The sequence below is a fragment of the Campylobacter lari subsp. lari genome (assembly GCF_013372185.1).
Taxonomy (GTDB): Bacteria; Campylobacterota; Campylobacteria; order Campylobacterales; family Campylobacteraceae; genus Campylobacter_D; species Campylobacter_D lari.
Window position 1 is genome coordinate 653,391 of record NZ_CP053830.1, and the last position, 17,213, is coordinate 670,603.

Consider the following 17,213-nt stretch of genomic DNA (forward strand, 5'->3'; position numbering starts at 1 on the left):
AAAAATATAATGATATATGGTGTAATTTTTGGTGCAAATTCTTATGAGCATGAAATTAGTATTGTGAGTGCTGTGGTATTAAAAAAAGTACTCAAAGCGCAAAAAAAATTTATATTTTGTGATAAAAATAAGGAATTTTTTCTTATAGATGAAGAAAAAATGAATGCAAAAACTTTTAGCAGTGGTGCTTATAAAAAAGAAAAAGCCTTGGTATTAAAGCAGGGTGGGTTTTTTATCAAAACCATGTTAGGCGAGAAAAAACTTGACATGGATGTAGCGGTAAATATCGTACATGGAAAAGATGGCGAAGATGGTAAAATAGCTGCTTTGCTTGATTTTTATGGCATAAAGTATATAGGGCCACGCATAGAAGCTAGTGTTTTATCTTTTAATAAGGCTTTAACTAAACTTTATGCACAAAGTGTAGGGGTGAAAACACTTGATTATAAGGTTTTAAATTTACATAAAGAGCAAAATGTTTCTTTAAGTTTTCCTTGTATTTTAAAGCCTGCAAGATTAGGTAGTAGTATAGGTATAAGTATAGTTAAAGATGAAAGCGAGCTTAAATATGCTAAAGATGTTGCTTTTGAATTTGATGAGGATGTTGTGGTAGAACAATTTGTAAGCAATATTAAAGAATATAATTTAGCAGGTTGCATGATAGGTGAAAAAATGGAATTTTCCATTATTGAAGAGCCTAGAAAAAATGAAATTTTAGATTTTGAACAAAAATATTTAGGTTTTTCAGAAAGTTCTAAAGTCAGTGAAGCAAATATTAGTGAAGAATTAAAACAAAAACTAAGGGATAATTTTACTAGAATTTATAATCCTTTGTTTAAAGGAGCTTTGATTCGCTGTGATTTTTTTGTGATAGATGATGAGGTTTATTTAAATGAGATCAATCCAAACCCAGGATCTTTGGCAAATTATTTATTTGAAGATTTTACTAATATAGTTGATAATTTAGCAAAAAATATAGAGTTAGAAAAGCAAATTAAGATTGATTATGCTTTTATTCACAGCATTAATGGACAAAAAGGTAAGTTATAATCATGGCTACTTTTAGCAAAGATGAAATTTATACTGCCACGGAAGTAGTGAGAAATTTCAGTACTATGCTTGAAAAAACAAAAAAGAGCGAAAACGGTAGAGTGGTGATAGTAAAAAATAATAAATTTGAAGCCGTGCTTTTAAGCTTTGAAGAATATGAGCGTTTAAATGAGGCTGTAATGCTTTTAGAAAAGATTTATAAAGATAAAAAAGGCTAGAAATGGCAAAAACTAGAGTATATTCTAATGGATATTTTTATAATTTAAGTTATGAAATCATCAATCCAAAATGCGAAAAAACAATTCTTATTTTACACGGTTGGGGTGCTAATAAAGAGCTTATGAAACAAGCTTTTGAAAAGCCTTTGAATGATTTTAAACAAATTTATTTAGATTTACCTGGTTTTGGAAATTCAAGCATAGATGCATCTATGGATTCTTATGCTTATGCCAAGGTTGTAGAAGACTTTTTAACTACAATTGAGCAAAAGGTAGATTATTTAATGGGGCATTCTTTTGGTGGAAAAGTTGCGACTATTATGTGTCAAAATGCTAATTTTCAGGGTTTGATTTTACTTTCTAGTGCAGGTGTGGTTTTGCCAAAAAGTTTTAAAGTAAAGTTTAAAATAGCCTTGTTTAAGATTTTAAAAAATCTTCCTTATGGGGATTTTTGGAGAAAATTTTTTATTAGCAAAGACGCTCAAGGTATGAGTGAAGTGATGTATGAAACCTTTAAGAAAGTTGTTAATGAAAATTTAGAAAATGAATTTCAAAAGCTTAAAAACCCTATTTTGATTTTTTGGGGTAATGAAGATAAAGCTACGCCTTTAAAAAGTGGAGCGATTATCCATTCTTTAGCACAAAAAGGGAAATTTTTTGCATTAGATGGAGATCATTTTTTCTTTTTAAAACATGCTGATTTTATAAATGAAAAAATACATGAGGAATTTTTAAAAAATGATTAGTATGATAGCTTTTTTAAGTTTAAATTTTTTACTCGGATTTTACCTTATTTTGGCTTTGCAATGGTACTCTTATAAATTCTCACGCATAATTTTACATTTTGCTAAACCTTTATGGCATTTATATTTTTTAATAATTCCTTATTGCGCTTTCGCATTTTCTTTATATAGTGGAAATTTTTATTTATATTTTATAGTTTTTGCTTTATCATTGCTATATGGTGGATACTTATATAAAAATTTAGATAAAAAGCTAGTTTTTACTGCTAGGATCAAGCGTTATTTTTTATTTTTGTCGTTTTTTACTTTAGTATTTATGCCATTTTTTTGGATAGGTATAGAAGCTTTAGTGGGTGCATTTTTATTAAGCTTTTTGGTAGAAAAAATAAACCAAAATACATTTATAAAAAAGGCAAATAAAAAGATTTGTGATAATCCAAAATTAAAAATTATTCTAATTACTGCAAGTTTTGGAAAAACAAGTATAAAAAATTTTTTATACGAAGTTTTAAAAGATGATTTTAAGTGTTATAAAACTCCAAGAAGTGTTAATACTTTTATGGGTATAGTAAAAGATATCAATGAAAATTTAGAAAATAATACCGAAATTTATATCGTAGAAGCTGGAGCAAGAGAGCAAAATGATATTTTAGAAATTACAGAATTTTTAAATCCTCAAATTTGCATAGTAGGTGAGATTGGATTGGCGCATTTGGAGTATTTTAAAACTCAAGATAACATCCGCAATGCTAAGTTGCAAGCTTTAAAATCTAAGCGTTTGGAAAAATACTTTTTACACTCAAGCACCTTATATGAAAATGAATTTTATGATGATTGTTTAAGTGATGTTAGGGCAAGTTTGGAAGGTTTAGATTTTAAAATAAGATTAGATGATAATATTTATGATTTTCATGCGAATTTATTAGGCGCTTTTAATGCTTATAATATTAGTGTGTGTATTTTGCTTGCTCATTATTTAGGAATTAAAATAGAAAATATTATAAAAAGTGTATTGAATTTAAAAGCAGTAGAGCATCGTTTGCAAGTGATTTCTAAAGAGCCTAAATTTATCATAGATGATGGTTTTAATGGAAATTTTAAAGGTATGAGTCAAAGTTATGAGCTTTGTAAAAGCTATCAAGGAAGAAAAGTTTTGGTAACTCCTGGTATAGTTGAAGTTAATGAAGAAGAAAATATAAAATTATGTAAGATAATCAATGAATGTTTTGATTTTGTAATTATTACTTCAGAGGCTAATAGCACGATTTTACAAAAACATATTACATTAGATTTTTATGTATTAAAAGAAAAATCTCAACTTGTGCAAGCTTTATCAAAATTAACCCAAAATGGAGATTTGATTTTATTTTCTAATGATGCGCCAAGTTTTATGTAAAACCATTTAGCTTAAAAAGGCCAAATGGTTTCCATGAATTTTGTCCCCCAAGGCTTACGCGTTGATTTATCTATGTCACCTTCTGTTTTATAAAGAATTTTTGCATCAGCTATGTATTTACTATCTATCATGTTATCTTGAGAAATATCATAAGGTCTTATAACCCCACTTAGCTGAATGATTTGTTTTTCACCATTAATTAAAAGCTCACGACTTCCTTCTATAAAATAATTTCCATTAGATAAAACTTTAATCACTCTTGCAGAAATGGTGGTCTGAAAATTTTCACTTCTAGTTTGGCTTCCTGTGCCTTGATATTGTGAAGTACTTGCTGTGGTATAGCCTATATTTGTATAGTCATTGATAAAATCTCTAGCTTTGCTAAGTCCAGCACCAGTAGTTACTTGTCCTCCGCCTAAATTAACATTGTTGTTTTTACTTGTAGCTTTAGAGCCTTGTGAGTTTTGTGTGGCATTTTCTCTAATGACTACAGTAACTAAATCATTTACATTCATTGCTTTTTTATCAGAAAACAAAGGATTATCTCCTTTGCCAAATAGCGATCCAGGATTGCTTTGAGTATTGTTGTTTTGTTTAGGGGCTAGTTCTTCTACATAAGCTGGGGGTTTCATGTTAATATGAGGATCGACTGTGGCGCTACAACCAAACATTACAAAAGGTAACAAGTAAAAATTAACATTTTTAAATTTCATAGCTTTATAACCTTATATTATTGTGATGAATTTTAAAATTATTATATTACAAAAAAACAATTATTTTGTTAAAAAAGAGGAAAAAATGAAATCCATGTTTTTATTAAATTGTGTTGATGAGAAATTTTTAACACAGTCTTTAGAAAAAGTTCAAGGTAAAATAGCTTTTTATTTTCCTGTTTTTTGTGAAAAAAATAAAGAAAAAATTGCTTTAATATGCTCAAAAACCAATTTCAAACTAGATTTTTTTAGTAGTTTTGAAAAAAATAATTATCAAAGCAAATTTACCCAAAATTCAAATGATTTTTTTAAAAAAATAATTCAAGATTATGAAGAAATAAAAAATGAAAATGATTTTGTTATAGTGGTTGGAGTAGATGATTTTGGCTTGATGGGGGATTTGAGTTTAAATATAGCCTTAGCTAAAGAGCTAAATGCTCCACTGTATGCAAAAAGTCAAGATGAAAATCATACTATGTTAAATTTTTTACTAAGTCAAAAGCTTAGCGACTTTGTTTTGTTAAAAGAAAGTGAAGATTTTACTCAAGATTTATTACAAGAATATACCTATAAAACTCAGGCAAGATTTTCTTATGAGCTTTTTGAAAAAGCAAAAGCAGATAAAAAAATAGTGGTTTTACCTGAAAGTTTTGATGAAAGAGTGTTAAAAGCTAGTGAGTTTTTAATGCAAAATGAGATTGTTGATTTGATTTTACTAGGTGATAGCAATGAAATTTGCGCTAAAGCCAATAGTTTAAATATCAATATCGATGGTGTACGCATTATAAATCCTAAAAATTCTCAATACAATGAAGAATTTGAAGAGCTTTTATACGAAGCTAGAAAAAGTAAAGGTATGAGTAAAGAAGAAGCTAAAAAGTTAGTGCAAGATAAAACATATTTTGCGACCTTGCTTGTACATACTCAAAAAGCGCATGCTATGGTAAGTGGTGCGAGTACAACTACTGCTGAAACTATTCGTCCTGCCTTACAAATTATCAAAACAAAACCTGATGTGAGTTTGGTTTCTGGTATGTTTTTTATGTCTTTAGAGGATAAGGTTTTAGTTTTTGCTGATTGTGCTGTTATGCCAAATCCGAGCCCTGAGCAACTTGCTGAAATTGCTTATGTGAGTGCAAATAGTGCTAAAGCTTTTGGGCTTGAACCTAAAGTGGCTTTGCTTTCATATTCTAGTGGAGATAGCGGAAGCGGGGCTAGCGTGGATGCAATTAAAGAAGCTAGTAAAATAGCTAAAGAAAAATATCCTCAACTTGAGCTAGAAGGTCCTATACAGTTTGATGCAGCATATGATATGCTAACAGCAAAAAGTAAAATGCCAAATTCTAAAGTAGCAGGAAGAGCAAATGTGTATGTGTTTCCTGATTTAAATGCGGCAAATATCTGCTATAAAGCAGTGCAAAGAACAGCAAATTCTTTAGCTATTGGCCCGATTTTACAAGGCCTTAAAAAGCCAATTAATGATTTAAGTAGAGGTTGTTTGGTAGAAGATATTGTTAATACTGTGATTTTAAGTGCTATTCAAGCACAAGAATAAGGAGAAAAATGAAAATATTAGTTTTAAATTCAGGTTCATCTTCGATTAAATTTAAGCTTTTTGAAAAAGATGAGGCTTTAGCGTCTGGTTTGGTGGAAAAAATAGGCGAGCAAAACTCTAAAATAGAATTAAAAGATCTAAAAAGTGGTCAAAAATACAAAAAAGAATTGGCAATTAAAGATCATGAACAAGGTATTGAATTAGTAAATGAATTATTTGCTCAAAGTGGAATTTTACATGATTTAAATGAGCTTGATGGATGTGGACATAGGATAGTTCATGGGGGGCCAAATTTAACCAAGCATTGTTTAGTAGATGATAAAATTTTAAAAGAAATTGATAGAGTTGCACACATAGCACCTTTACATAATCCTGCACATTTAATAGGTATTAAAACTATGATAAAAGCTGCTCCAAAAGTTCCTAATGTGACAGTTTTTGACACAGCTTTTCATCAAAGTATGCCTGATTATGCTTATATGTATGCATTGCCTTATGAGTTTTATGAAAAACACCAAGTAAGAAAATACGGCTTTCACGGTACATCACATTCTTATGTAAGCAAGCAAGCTGCATATATACTTGGCAAAGATATTAATGAATTTAATGCAATTAGCGCTCATCTTGGAAATGGTGCGAGTGTTTGTGCTATAGAAAATGGAAAATGTGTAGATACTTCTATGGGTTTTACTCCGCTAGAAGGTTTAATCATGGGAACTAGATGTGGAGATATTGATCCTGCTGTATTGCCATTTTTGGCAAAAGAATTAAATTTAAACCCGTCTGATTTAGATACTATGATGAATAAAAAAAGTGGTGTTTATGGAATTTGTGGATTTAATGACTTTAGAGATATTGAAGCCCAAATTGAACAAAATAATGAAAAAGCAAGACTTGCTCTTGATATGTTTTGTTATCGTTTGAGTAAATATATTGGCTCATATTTTGCGATTTTGCCTAGGGTTGATGCATTGATTTTTACTGCTGGTATAGGCGAAAATGATGATATTGTTAGAGCAAAAGTTTGTCAAAAACTAGCACATTTGGGATTTGATATAGATTTAGATAAAAATGCACAACTTAGAAATGGTGAGATTAGTAAAAAAGACTCTAAAATTAAAATTTTAATTGTTCCAACAGAAGAAGAATTAGAAATAGCTAAAATTACCACAGAACTTATTAAAAATAAATAACCTTGAGTTTTAAAACTCAAGGTTTGTTTTAAAATGCAGGAACTACTGCACCTTGGTATTTTTCATTGATAAAATCTTTTACTTTTTGACTTTGCAAAGCCTTTACTAAAGCCTTGATTTTAGGATTGTCTTTATTATCTTGGGTGGTTACTAAGATATTTGCATAAGGACTTTCTTTGCTTTCTATTAAAATAGAATCTTTTACAGGATTTAAGTTTGCTGATAAGGCATAATTTGAATTAATCACTGCAAAGTCAACATCATCTAAAGCTCTTGGAAGTTGTGCTGCTTTTAACTCTTTAAATTTGATATTTTTTGGATTATCTTTAATATCAAGTGGAGTTTTTAATGCGCTATTGTCAAAACTAACTAGCTTAGTGCTAGCGATAATATCCAAAGCTCTGCTTTCATTTGTTGGATCATTTGGTACAGCTATGGTAGCATTTTGTGGAAGATCTTGGATGTTTTTATATTTTTTAGAGTAAACTGCCATTGGTTCGATGTGAATTTTTGCAACGCTAATTAATTTTGTGCCTTTATTAGCATTAAACTCATCTAAATAAGGCTGATGTTGGAAAAAATTTGCATCAAGTTCTTTACTATCTGTGCTAAGATTTGGTAAAACATAGTCGTTAAATTCTTTAATTTCTAATGTGTAACCCTCTTTTTTTAGCAAATCTTTAGTTTGTTCTAAAATTTCAGCATGAGGAACAGGTGTTGCACCTACAGTGATAACTTCATTAGCAAATAAACTTGCACCTAAAATTGTACTTGCAGCGAGCAGTTTTAACAATTTCATTTTAACTCCTTTTTATAGTTTAAAATGCTTGATTATATTCTAAAAATATTAATAAGATGAGAAAAATTTTATTTTTGTTTGTTTTTATATTCTTTGGCAAAATGTTTGAGTTCTTTTATAAATTTTACATAACCACCTTTATGCCAATTTCTTTGAGCCTTAATAAGAGCTTGTCCTATTTTATAAGAATAAGTATTTTGATTTTTAATACCCTCGCTTTTATAATCATCATAGCTTGATAAAGGTGGAAGCTTAAGATAAGGTTTTGTTTTTAAATCTTTTTGATATTGTTTGGCAAGTTTTGTGTGTTTATAATAAATCTTTAATAAAGTAAAAGGTAAAAAAGGAATTTTTTTCTTATTTTTAGTGCATTCTATAAAGGCATAGCCTAGCTTGTATGATAAATGATATTTTGTGCGTTGGATGGATTGCTTGTTGTCTTTGTGGAAAGAGCCTATGTATTTACTTCCTCCAAACTCTAGCCATTTTTCATAATATTCTTGCCATTTAGGCCATGTTTGGTTGCAAAATTTGCTATTCCAAAAGCGACTATTAGTTCCACAAGCATGGACTATAGAAGCATTTTGTGTAAGATTTGTAAGATAATGAGTACTTCCTGTGTATTTGTCTTTTAAATCTTTGACTTTAAAGTGATTTTCATAAACCATCAAGGAAAAAATTCCTTGATCTTGCCAATTTTTAGTATTTTGTGAAAGATAATTATAGATAAATTGATAACACTGTAAAGGATTTGATATAAGATCGTTAAAAACTAAAATCCCTGTTTGATATACTCGTTTATTAGGATATTTTTTTTCTAAAGGCAGTGCCGTGTGAATTAAGGTTTTACCCAATCGTGCACCAAAATGATATTTTCTGGTTCTTAATTTACTAAGTTCATCTATGCTTTTTAAAAGTAAAACATCAAAATCAAGATAAATAATACTTTCGCATTCATCTAAAAACTTAAAAGCTTCAAATCTTGCAAAAGCCATATGTGTCCATCTTTTTAAGAAAAATAAATTATTAATATCGTTTTGATTTTTACCAAGAGTGGCTAAAAAATCTTCTTGAGTAAAAGGAATGAATTTAATTGTTTTGCTTTTAATAATTTTTTGCATGATATTTTGATCATTCAAGCTAAAACCATCATGCAAAATGTAAAACACATCTACCTTTTCACCCATAACATCCATGATATTAATGAGTAAGGTTCCTATGGTAAAGCTTGAATTTTTAGTTGCTGCTAGCAAAATACCAAGTTTATGCTTCATTGTTTATCTTTTGGTGATTTTATAAAGAATATTTCCTATAAATTGTATAATTTGAACCAAAACAATTAAAACCACAACAGTTTGAATCATAATATCAGTTCTAAAGCGCTCATAGCCATAACGAATAGCCACATCGCCCAAACCACCACCACCAACAGTTCCTGCCATAGCAGAAAAGCCAATTACTATAATTAAAATCATAGTAATTCCATTTATAATACTTGGCAAAGCCTCGCTAAGCATAACTTTAAATATAATTTGAGTTTTACTCGCCCCATATGATCTTGCTGCTTCAATAATCCCATGATCAATTTCTTTAAAAGCACTTTCTATCATTTTAGCTAAATACGGAGCAATTCCTATGGTAAGTGGGACTATAGTAGCTGTAGTGCCAATGCTCATTCCAACGATATACTTTGTAAAAGGACTTAAAACTACAATCAAAATTAAAAAAGGAAAAGATCTTAAAATATTAATAATAAAATCAAGAACGCCATAAATACTTTTATTTTCACACAAACCACCTTTATCGGTTAGTGTTAAAACTATAGCAGGGATGATTGCGATTAAAAATGCTATAAATGTTGAAACAAAACTCATATATAAAGTTTCAAGCAATGCTGGATATAAAATATTTTCAAAATTTAATAATATTGTATCAAAACTCATGCTAACTCCCATATAACACCATTTTCTTGTAAATATTTTAAAACATTTTCTTGATCTTTAGCTTGTATATTAATAACCAAATTTCCTAAAGCATTATCATTAAGTTTTTCGATTTTACCCCATACTATATTAAAATCGATATTTAAATTTCTAGCCATATGAGTGATAATGCATTGATTAGCTTTTTCTTTACAAAAATAAAGTCTAATATTTACTCCATTTTGCGGTAAAAACTCATTCTCGCCTAAAAATTCACGCATTTTTTCACTCGGCTTTAAAAATAATTCTTCTATTTTTCCTTTGCCTATAATTTTTCCATGCTCTAGCAAAACTGCTTTTTGCGCGATTTGTTTTACTGCTTCCATTTCATGAGTTACTAAAACCACGCTAATATTAAATTCTTTATTAATTTTAGCAATAAGTTCTAAGATGTTATTAGTTGTATTTGGATCTAAAGCTGAAGTAGCCTCATCGCTAAGTAAAATTTTAGGATTTAAAGCAAGAGCTCTAGCTATGGCAACTCTTTGCTTTTGACCACCACTTAGCTCACTTGGATAAGCTTTATCTTTTGCTAAAAGTCCTACAAGGTCTAAAAGTTCTTTTACTCTTTTGTTAATAGATGTTTTTGAAAAACCATGAATTTCTAAAGGCATGGCAATATTTTCAAATACATTTTTTCTACTCATAAGTGCAAAATGTTGAAAAATCATTCCTATGTTTTTTCTAAATTCTCTAAGTTCTTTTTCTTTTAGTTTTTGAATTTCTCTTCCAAAAACCTCCACGCTACCGCTTTGATAATTTTCTAAGCCATTTATACATCTTAAAAGTGTTGATTTTCCAGCACCACTATGGCCAACAAGAGCATAAATTTCACCTTCTTTAACTTCTAAAGAAACATCATCAATCACCAATTCTTTGCCATAATATTTTTTAAGATTTTGTATTTTAATCACTTATTAGCCTTTTAAATTTGAAATCTCATCGTTTATTTTTTCAAGCTGTACTTTAATGCTTTCAAGTTGAGTTTTATTTTGCTCAACCACTGCTACAGGTGCATTAGAAATAAATTTTTCATTTTTCATCATAGCATCTAGTTTATTAAATTCTTTTTCTAATTTTGCTTTTTGATTATTTAAACGATTTAAAATTCCACTTAAATCAAGATCTTGAGTTGGTATAAATACTTCTAAATTTTCACTCACATCACGAATTGATTTTTCTATATTTAACTCGATAAATTCTATTTGCTCGCATTTTGCTAAAGTGGTTATGAAATTTAAATACATGCTAAGATCATCTTTTAATGAGGCATTATTTAATTTTATAAATGCTTTTTGAATTTTAGCATTACCAAGCTCAATCAAGCTTTTTGCACGGCGAATACCAACAATAGCTTCGATGATAATTTTAAATAATTGTTCTATTTTTTCATCTTGTGCGTTGCTTTTAGGGTATTTTGAAATCATTATAGACTCATGAGTTTGGATAGAAGTTTTGCTTAATTCATGATATAAATACTCGCTAATAAATGGCATAAAAGGATTTAAAAGCTTTAATGCTTCTTTAAAAATACTTCCAAGTTCTCTTATGCTTGATTTTTCAGCCTTACTAAGCTCGATACCCCAATCACAAAATTCATCCCAAAAAAATCTATACAAAGTATTTGCGGCATCATTAAAGCGGTAATTATCTAAATTTTCTCTTACTTCTTTAACGCAAAGATTAAAACGCGAAAGCATGTATTTTGCTAGTATTGATTTTATATTTTCTGTATTTAAATCTTCGAATTTTTCTTCATTTAAAAGTAAAAATTTGCTTGCATTATAAAGCTTGTTGGTAAAATTTCTAACTTGCATTAATTTATCATTACTTAGCTTAATATCTCTTCCTTGGATTGCAAGTAAGGCTAGAGTAAAACGCAAGATATCAGCACTATATTCTTCAACACTTTGCACAGGATCAATGACATTGCCTAAAGATTTACTCATTTTTCTACCTTGCTCATCTTTTACAAGAGCGTGTAAATATATATCTTTAAAAGGAAGTTCATTTAAAGCATTAGTGCTTTGAAACATCATTCTAGCTACCCAGAAAAATAAAATATCAAATCCTGTGATTAATAAAGAATTTGGATAAAAATCTTTTAAATCATCTTCATGCCAAAGTGTGTTTTTACCCCAGTCTTTATTACCCCAACCCAAAGTACTCATAGCCCAAAGCCCTGAAGAAAACCAAGTATCTAAAACATCAGGGTCTTGTTTAAAATTAGCACTTTGGCATTTTGGACAAGAAGTAGGAGTTTCTTCGCTTGCCCATTCATGAGAGCACTCACAATAATACACAGGAATTTGATGTCCCCACCAAAGTTGTCTTGAAATGCACCAATCTTTTAAATCTCTCATCCAAGCATTAAAACTATTTATCCAATGAGCAGGGTAAAATTTACTTCCACCAAGATTAACTTTTTCGATGCTTTCTTTGGCAATTTCTTTTTTTACAAACCATTGTTTAGAAATATATGGCTCAACTACATTTTTACAACGATAACAATATCCAACTTGATTGGTATAATCTTCTATTTTTTCAACAAAACCTTTATCTTCTAAACTTTTAACGATCTCATCTCTAGCTTCTAATCTTTCCTTGCCTTTAAAATTTAAACAATGCTCGTTTAAAATTCCTTTTTCATCAAAGATGGTGATAAATTCTAGATTATGTCTTAAGCCTACTTCATAATCATTATGATCATGTGCTGGGGTTACTTTTACAAAACCTGTCCCAAATTCCATATCTACATGTTCATCTACAATGATTGGAATTTTCCTATCTATTAAAGGTAAAATAACATTTTTTCCTATTAAGTGTTTATATCTTTTATCGTTTGGATTAACCATAACAGCACTATCACCAAAATAAGTTTCTGGTCTTGTGGTGGCTACTACTATGTATTCTTGAGAATTTTCTAAGAAATATCTTAAATGATATAATTTTCCTTTATTTTCTTTATGTTCTACTTCTATATCGCTTAATGCCCCATCATGAGTGCACCAATTAACCATATAATTTCCACGCACGATAAGCTTTTTGTCATAAAGATCTACAAAAGCTTTTTTTACTGCATTTACCAAACCCTCATCCATAGTAAAGCGCAAACGACTCCAAGCAGGAGTGATGCCTAAAATTCGCATTTGTTTAACTATAGTACCACCACTTTGTTCTTTCCACTCCCATACTTTTTTTATAAATTCTTCTCTACCAAGCTCTTCTTTTTTAATACCTTGAGCTAAAAGTTGTTTTTCTACAACATTTTGTGTTGCAATGCCTGCATGATCAAGCCCTGGTTGATAAAGAGTTTTATATCCATCCATTCTTTTATAACGCGTTGTAATATCTTGTAAAGTACAAGTTAGGGCATGACCTATATGTAAAACCCCGGTTACATTAGGCGGTGGCATCATGATACAAAAGTTTTTGCCTTTTTCTTGGATTTTTTCATTGCCATTGATTTCAAAATATCCACGATCTTCGCAAATTTTATAATATTCTTTTTCTAATGATTTATCATACATAATTGCTACCTTGAGAATGAAAATAAATTGTTATGTTAGCTTAAAATTGTTAAAGAAGTTTTGAAATTTAGAAATTAGTTATAAAAACTAATTTCTACTTTACGATTGTTTTGTCTTTGAGAATCAGACTTATCTTTAGTAGGATAGGTGTCTTTTCCTAAAGATTCTATTTCTATAACCTCGGTAAAGCTAAAAAAATGTTTAGCCACATTCATTGCTCTATTTAATCCTATCATGTAGTTTGCAAAAGTGCTACCTCTATCGTCTGCATAGCCTTGAATTTTGATTCTTTTGATTATATCTTCTCTTGCTAGGTTTTGATTGATTTTTTCAAGTAAATTTTCATTGCTGTATTCACTATATCCATTTCTTTCAAATAAAAATTTCAAATCAGAAATTTTCACATCTACATAATTATATTTTTTCTTATTTTTAGCAAAAACAATATCTTTATTGTATATGCTTAATTTCATATTATCATTTGAAAGCATATCGATAAAAATAGTTAAATTATAATCTTGAGAATTAGCTTTAACAGGATTAATCATTTCTTTTAACATATCAATTCTATAATCACTCAAACTTTTTCCATCTAATACATAAACTTTAACAAAATCATCACTCAATCTTGGCTCATATCTGCTAGTTTTACCTTTTGCAATGTATTCTTGCATAGTACTTTTATATTTTGTTGTTTTTTCTTTTTTAATATTTATTTGTTTGTTATTTTCAACTGGGGCTTCTTGTTTTTCTTGAGTTATTTTAGGTGTAGTAATTTCATTTTCAGAAACTTCATTTTCAGAAACTTCATTTTCAGAAACTTCATTTTCAGAAACTTCAGCTGTGTTTATTTGTGTTGTTGGTGCGACTTCTTGAGAGCTTGTATTTTCATCTATAGCAGGATTGTTTTGTGTTGAAATTTCTTCTTTTAAAGGTTCTTGGTTTGTTTGTTGTGCTTGGTAATAGGTATTATCACTTATATTATTTCTTTCTTGATTGTATTGTGTGTCTGGTGGAGTGTAGCTTTGATAAGAGCTATTTTTTTTATAATCATATACATAAGTATTTGAATTATCTTCAAAATACCACATATAAAATCCAATACTAGCACCAAGTAAAATCACTAATGCAACACTTAAAGCAATAATACCTTTCATTGTTTAATCCTTGTTTTAAAATTTATTTATAATTTTTAATTGAATTTTCTAAAATTTCACTTGCTTTTTCAATACCTGCAAATTCTTTTACTTTTACCCATTTATTTGGCTCAAGCATTTTATAGGTTTCAAAGAAATTTTTAATTTTTTCTAAATTTGCTTTTGGTAAATCATTTAAAGTTTTAATATCATCATATCTTGGATCAATTTTACTCACAGGAACAGCTAGTAATTTCTCATCCATACCACTTTCATCTTCCATTAATAATACCCCTATTAAACGACAAGGAATCACAGCTCCTGCTTGGATAGGATATTCATTTAACACTAAAACATCGATAGGATCACCATCATCTGCTAAAGTATTTGGTATAAACCCATAATTTGCTGGATAAAACATAGCAGAATACATCACACGATCAACCATGATAGCGCCACTTTCTTTATCAAGCTCGTATTTAATGTTTGATCCGTAAGGAATTTCAATCACTGCATTGAGTTTGTTTGGAACTTCTCCAATTTTGATTTTACTAATATCCATTTTTAATCCTTTATTTTAATAATTCATTAATTAAATTTTTCATATCAGCTACGATAGCTTCAATACTTCTTTCGCCATTTATAACATGATGAATATTTTCTTTAGCGTAAAAATTTGTTATTTCGTTTAAAGGCTCTAAATAAACTTTCATTCTATTGTTAAAAACTTCTTCATTATCATCAGCGCCTCTAGCACGGCCTAAAACTCTTTCTCTAGCAACTTCTTCGCTAACTTTTACTTCTATAACACCTTTTAAATTTACTTCACTTTGATTTTTTAATACCTTATCAAACTCAAGCATTTGCTCAACGCTTCTTGGATAGCCATCGATAAGTATCGTGTTAGTTGGTGCATTTTTTAAAGCAGTGATGATGGTATTAACAACTACATCTAGTGGAACTAAATTTCCCTTAGAAATAAAACTATCAATAATCTTTCCAAGCTCGCTTCCACTAGCCACTTCAGCTCTTAATAAATCACCTGTAGAATAATGAGTAATATTTGCATTATCGTTGGCTATAATGCTTGCATCAGTTGTTTTGCCACTACCTGGTGCGCCTATGATTAAAAATAATTGTTTCATTTAGTATTCTCCCTTAATCTTATACCTAGTTCTCTCATTTGTTCATTGCTTACTTCGCTTGGAGCTTGAGTCATAAGACATTGTGCTCTTTGTGTTTTAGGAAATGCTATAACTTCTCTAATGCTTGAAGATTTTGTTAAAAGCATGATAAGTCTATCAAGGCCTATTGCTATACCACCATGTGGTGGTGCTCCAAAGCTTAATGCATCAAGCAAGAAGCCAAATTTCTTTCTTTGTTCTTCTTCGTCAATATTTAAAAGTTTAAAGACTTTTTCTTGAATGGTGCTTTTGTGAATTCTAATACTACCACCACCTAATTCTACGCCATTTAATACCACATCATGTGCGATAGAACTAATTTCTTCTAAATCTTGCTCATCAATATTTTTTGGCATAGTAAATGGATGGTGCATTGCAGAATAGCTTCCATCATCATTTTGCTCAAACATAGGAAAATCAACAACCCATAAGAATTCTAATTTATCCTCATCAATAATCTTCATTTCATCAGCAAGGAATAATCTAAATCTGCCCATATAATCAAGCACAGTTTTTTTAGCTCCAGCTCCAAAAAATACCACATCACCAATCTCTAATTGACATCTTTGGATTAAAACATTTAAATCCTCTTCGCTAAAGAATTTACAAAGTGGTCCTTTAGGGCCATCTTCTTTCATTTGTATAAATGCAAGTCCAGCTGCACCAAATTTACGCACAAATTCTTCAAATCTTTGCATTTGACGCTTTGAAAAAATAGTATCACCTTTTGGAACCCTTAAAGCTTTAATGCGATTTTTCTTTGTATCTTTTGCGATATTTGTAAAAATTTCATTGTTTGATTTTGCAAAAATATCAATCACATCGATAAATTTCATATCAAATCTTAAATCAGGTTTATCAGAACCATAATTTTCCATAGCTTCTTTATAACTCATTTGTCTAAAAGGTATGCCAATTTCCTTTCCACAAGCTTTGAAAATATCTTTGAGTAAATTTTCTGCCATAGCTATGATATCTTTTTGCTCGCAAAAACTCATTTCAATATCAATTTGAGTAAATTCAGGTTGGCGATCAGCTCTTAAATCTTCATCTCTAAAGCATTTTGCAATTTGAAAATATCTATCAAAGCCTGAACACATTAAAAGTTGTTTGAAAAGCTGAGGGCTTTGTGGCAGAGCATAAAATTCACCTTGATGCACGCGTGATGGTACTAGATAATCTCTTGCACCTTCTGGAGTGGCTTTAGTTAAAATAGGGGTTTCAACTTCTAAAAATCCCATATTTGATAAAGAATTTCTAGCTGCTATACAAGCGGTTGATCTAAGTGCAAAATTATCATAAAGCTTTTTACTTCTTAAATCTAAAAATCTATATTTTAATCTTAATTCTTCATTTACACTCTCATCTCCTATAGCAAAAGGCACTACAGCGCTTTCATTTTCAATAGTAAGTTTGCTTATAACAACTTCTATTTCTCCAGTTTTTAATTTTGGATTTACAAGTCCTTCACCGCGTGGGCGAATTTTACCTTGTGCTATTAAAACATATTCATTTCTTACTGATGAAGCTATATTATGTGCTTCTTGATTATCTGCTGGATCGCATACTAATTGTATAAGTCCGCTACGATCTCTAAGATCGATAAAAATTACACCTCCATGATCACGGTAAGAATTTACCCAACCACATAATGTTACTTCCTCGCCAACATTTTGTATGTTAAGCTCTGTATTATAATGTGTTCTCAAAATTT

The 17,213-nt window shown here is 29.7% G+C and carries 15 protein-coding genes and 1 pseudogene; 6 read left to right on the top strand and 10 right to left on the bottom strand.

The window, feature by feature from the left end; genetic code table 11:
• Positions 1 to 9 precede the first annotated feature (9 nt).
• The 4 genes from CLLT_RS03490 to CLLT_RS03505 are packed head-to-tail and all read left to right on the top strand — an operon-like array spanning position 10 to position 3,407.
• On the top strand, positions 10 to 1,050 hold the full coding sequence (locus tag CLLT_RS03490) for a D-alanine--D-alanine ligase (protein ID WP_070257111.1): 1,041 nt from the start codon (positions 10 to 12) through the stop codon (positions 1,048 to 1,050).
• 2 nt (positions 1,051 to 1,052) lie between these two features.
• Positions 1,053 to 1,268, top strand: coding sequence for a type II toxin-antitoxin system Phd/YefM family antitoxin (locus tag CLLT_RS03495; protein WP_012661347.1), 216 nt, complete (start codon positions 1,053 to 1,055; stop codon positions 1,266 to 1,268).
• Positions 1,269 to 1,270: 2 nt separating this feature from the next.
• Positions 1,271 to 2,014, top strand: coding sequence for an EstV family lipase (estV, locus tag CLLT_RS03500; protein ID WP_012661348.1), 744 nt, complete (start codon positions 1,271 to 1,273; stop codon positions 2,012 to 2,014).
• Entirely contained in the window at positions 2,007 to 3,407 is a 1,401-nt protein-coding gene (locus CLLT_RS03505; protein ID WP_070257110.1) for a Mur ligase family protein, read from the top strand. Before estV ends, CLLT_RS03505 begins: the two co-directional genes overlap by 8 nt.
• Before the next feature lie 11 nt (positions 3,408 to 3,418).
• On the opposite strand, the gene flgH is transcribed toward CLLT_RS03505, so the two are convergent.
• Entirely contained in the window at positions 3,419 to 4,120 is a 702-nt protein-coding gene (gene flgH, locus CLLT_RS03510; RefSeq protein ID WP_012661350.1) for a flagellar basal body L-ring protein FlgH, read from the bottom strand.
• A gap of 85 nt (positions 4,121 to 4,205) precedes the next feature.
• Here flgH and pta point away from each other — a divergent pair, with 85 nt between their 5' ends.
• Both pta and CLLT_RS03520 read left to right on the top strand, forming a co-directional pair.
• Positions 4,206 to 5,675 (top strand): phosphate acetyltransferase, encoded by a 1,470-nt coding sequence (gene pta, locus CLLT_RS03515; RefSeq protein ID WP_074691929.1) that lies wholly within the window; start codon positions 4,206 to 4,208, stop codon positions 5,673 to 5,675.
• A gap of 8 nt (positions 5,676 to 5,683) precedes the next feature.
• Positions 5,684 to 6,868 carry an acetate kinase gene (locus tag CLLT_RS03520; protein ID WP_070257109.1) on the top strand — a complete coding sequence of 395 codons (1,185 nt, stop codon included), beginning with the start codon at positions 5,684 to 5,686 and terminating at the stop codon, positions 6,866 to 6,868.
• Positions 6,869 to 6,896: 28 nt separating this feature from the next.
• On the opposite strand, the gene CLLT_RS03525 is transcribed toward CLLT_RS03520, so the two are convergent.
• The 9 genes and pseudogenes from CLLT_RS03525 to aspS all read right to left on the bottom strand — a co-directional run bounded on the left by CLLT_RS03525 (position 6,897) and on the right by aspS (position 17,208).
• Positions 6,897 to 7,667 carry a MetQ/NlpA family ABC transporter substrate-binding protein gene (locus CLLT_RS03525; protein WP_070257107.1) on the bottom strand — a complete coding sequence of 257 codons (771 nt, stop codon included), beginning with the start codon at positions 7,665 to 7,667 and terminating at the stop codon, positions 6,897 to 6,899.
• Positions 7,668 to 7,735: 68 nt separating this feature from the next.
• Entirely contained in the window at positions 7,736 to 8,941 is a 1,206-nt protein-coding gene (locus CLLT_RS03530) for a DUF8374 domain-containing protein (RefSeq protein ID WP_012661354.1), read from the bottom strand.
• A 9-nt stretch (positions 8,942 to 8,950) separates the two neighbouring features.
• Positions 8,951 to 9,586: pseudogene (locus CLLT_RS03535) on the bottom strand (methionine ABC transporter permease); the annotation flags it as partial.
• Positions 9,587 to 9,606: 20 nt separating this feature from the next.
• Positions 9,607 to 10,563, bottom strand: a complete 957-nt coding sequence (locus tag CLLT_RS03540; protein WP_070257103.1) for a methionine ABC transporter ATP-binding protein — start codon at positions 10,561 to 10,563, stop codon at positions 9,607 to 9,609.
• A 3-nt stretch (positions 10,564 to 10,566) separates the two neighbouring features.
• Positions 10,567 to 13,179, bottom strand: coding sequence for a valine--tRNA ligase (locus tag CLLT_RS03545; protein WP_074691932.1), 2,613 nt, complete (start codon positions 13,177 to 13,179; stop codon positions 10,567 to 10,569).
• 74 nt (positions 13,180 to 13,253) lie between these two features.
• Positions 13,254 to 14,336 carry an OmpA family protein gene (locus CLLT_RS03550; RefSeq protein ID WP_074691935.1) on the bottom strand — a complete coding sequence of 361 codons (1,083 nt, stop codon included), beginning with the start codon at positions 14,334 to 14,336 and terminating at the stop codon, positions 13,254 to 13,256.
• Between the two features lie 22 nt (positions 14,337 to 14,358).
• The gene (gene ppa / locus CLLT_RS03555; protein WP_074691938.1) at positions 14,359 to 14,877 is read right to left on the bottom strand and encodes an inorganic diphosphatase; all 519 of its coding nucleotides are present in this window, start codon (positions 14,875 to 14,877) and stop codon (positions 14,359 to 14,361) included.
• Positions 14,878 to 14,887: 10 nt separating this feature from the next.
• Complete coding sequence (locus CLLT_RS03560) at positions 14,888 to 15,460, bottom strand: adenylate kinase (protein ID WP_074691941.1); 573 nt, start codon at positions 15,458 to 15,460, stop codon at positions 14,888 to 14,890.
• Positions 15,457 to 17,208 carry an aspartate--tRNA ligase gene (gene aspS, locus CLLT_RS03565; protein ID WP_074691944.1) on the bottom strand — a complete coding sequence of 584 codons (1,752 nt, stop codon included), beginning with the start codon at positions 17,206 to 17,208 and terminating at the stop codon, positions 15,457 to 15,459. The genes CLLT_RS03560 and aspS overlap by 4 nt, the downstream gene beginning before the upstream one ends.
• Between the last annotated feature and the right edge of the window lie 5 nt (positions 17,209 to 17,213).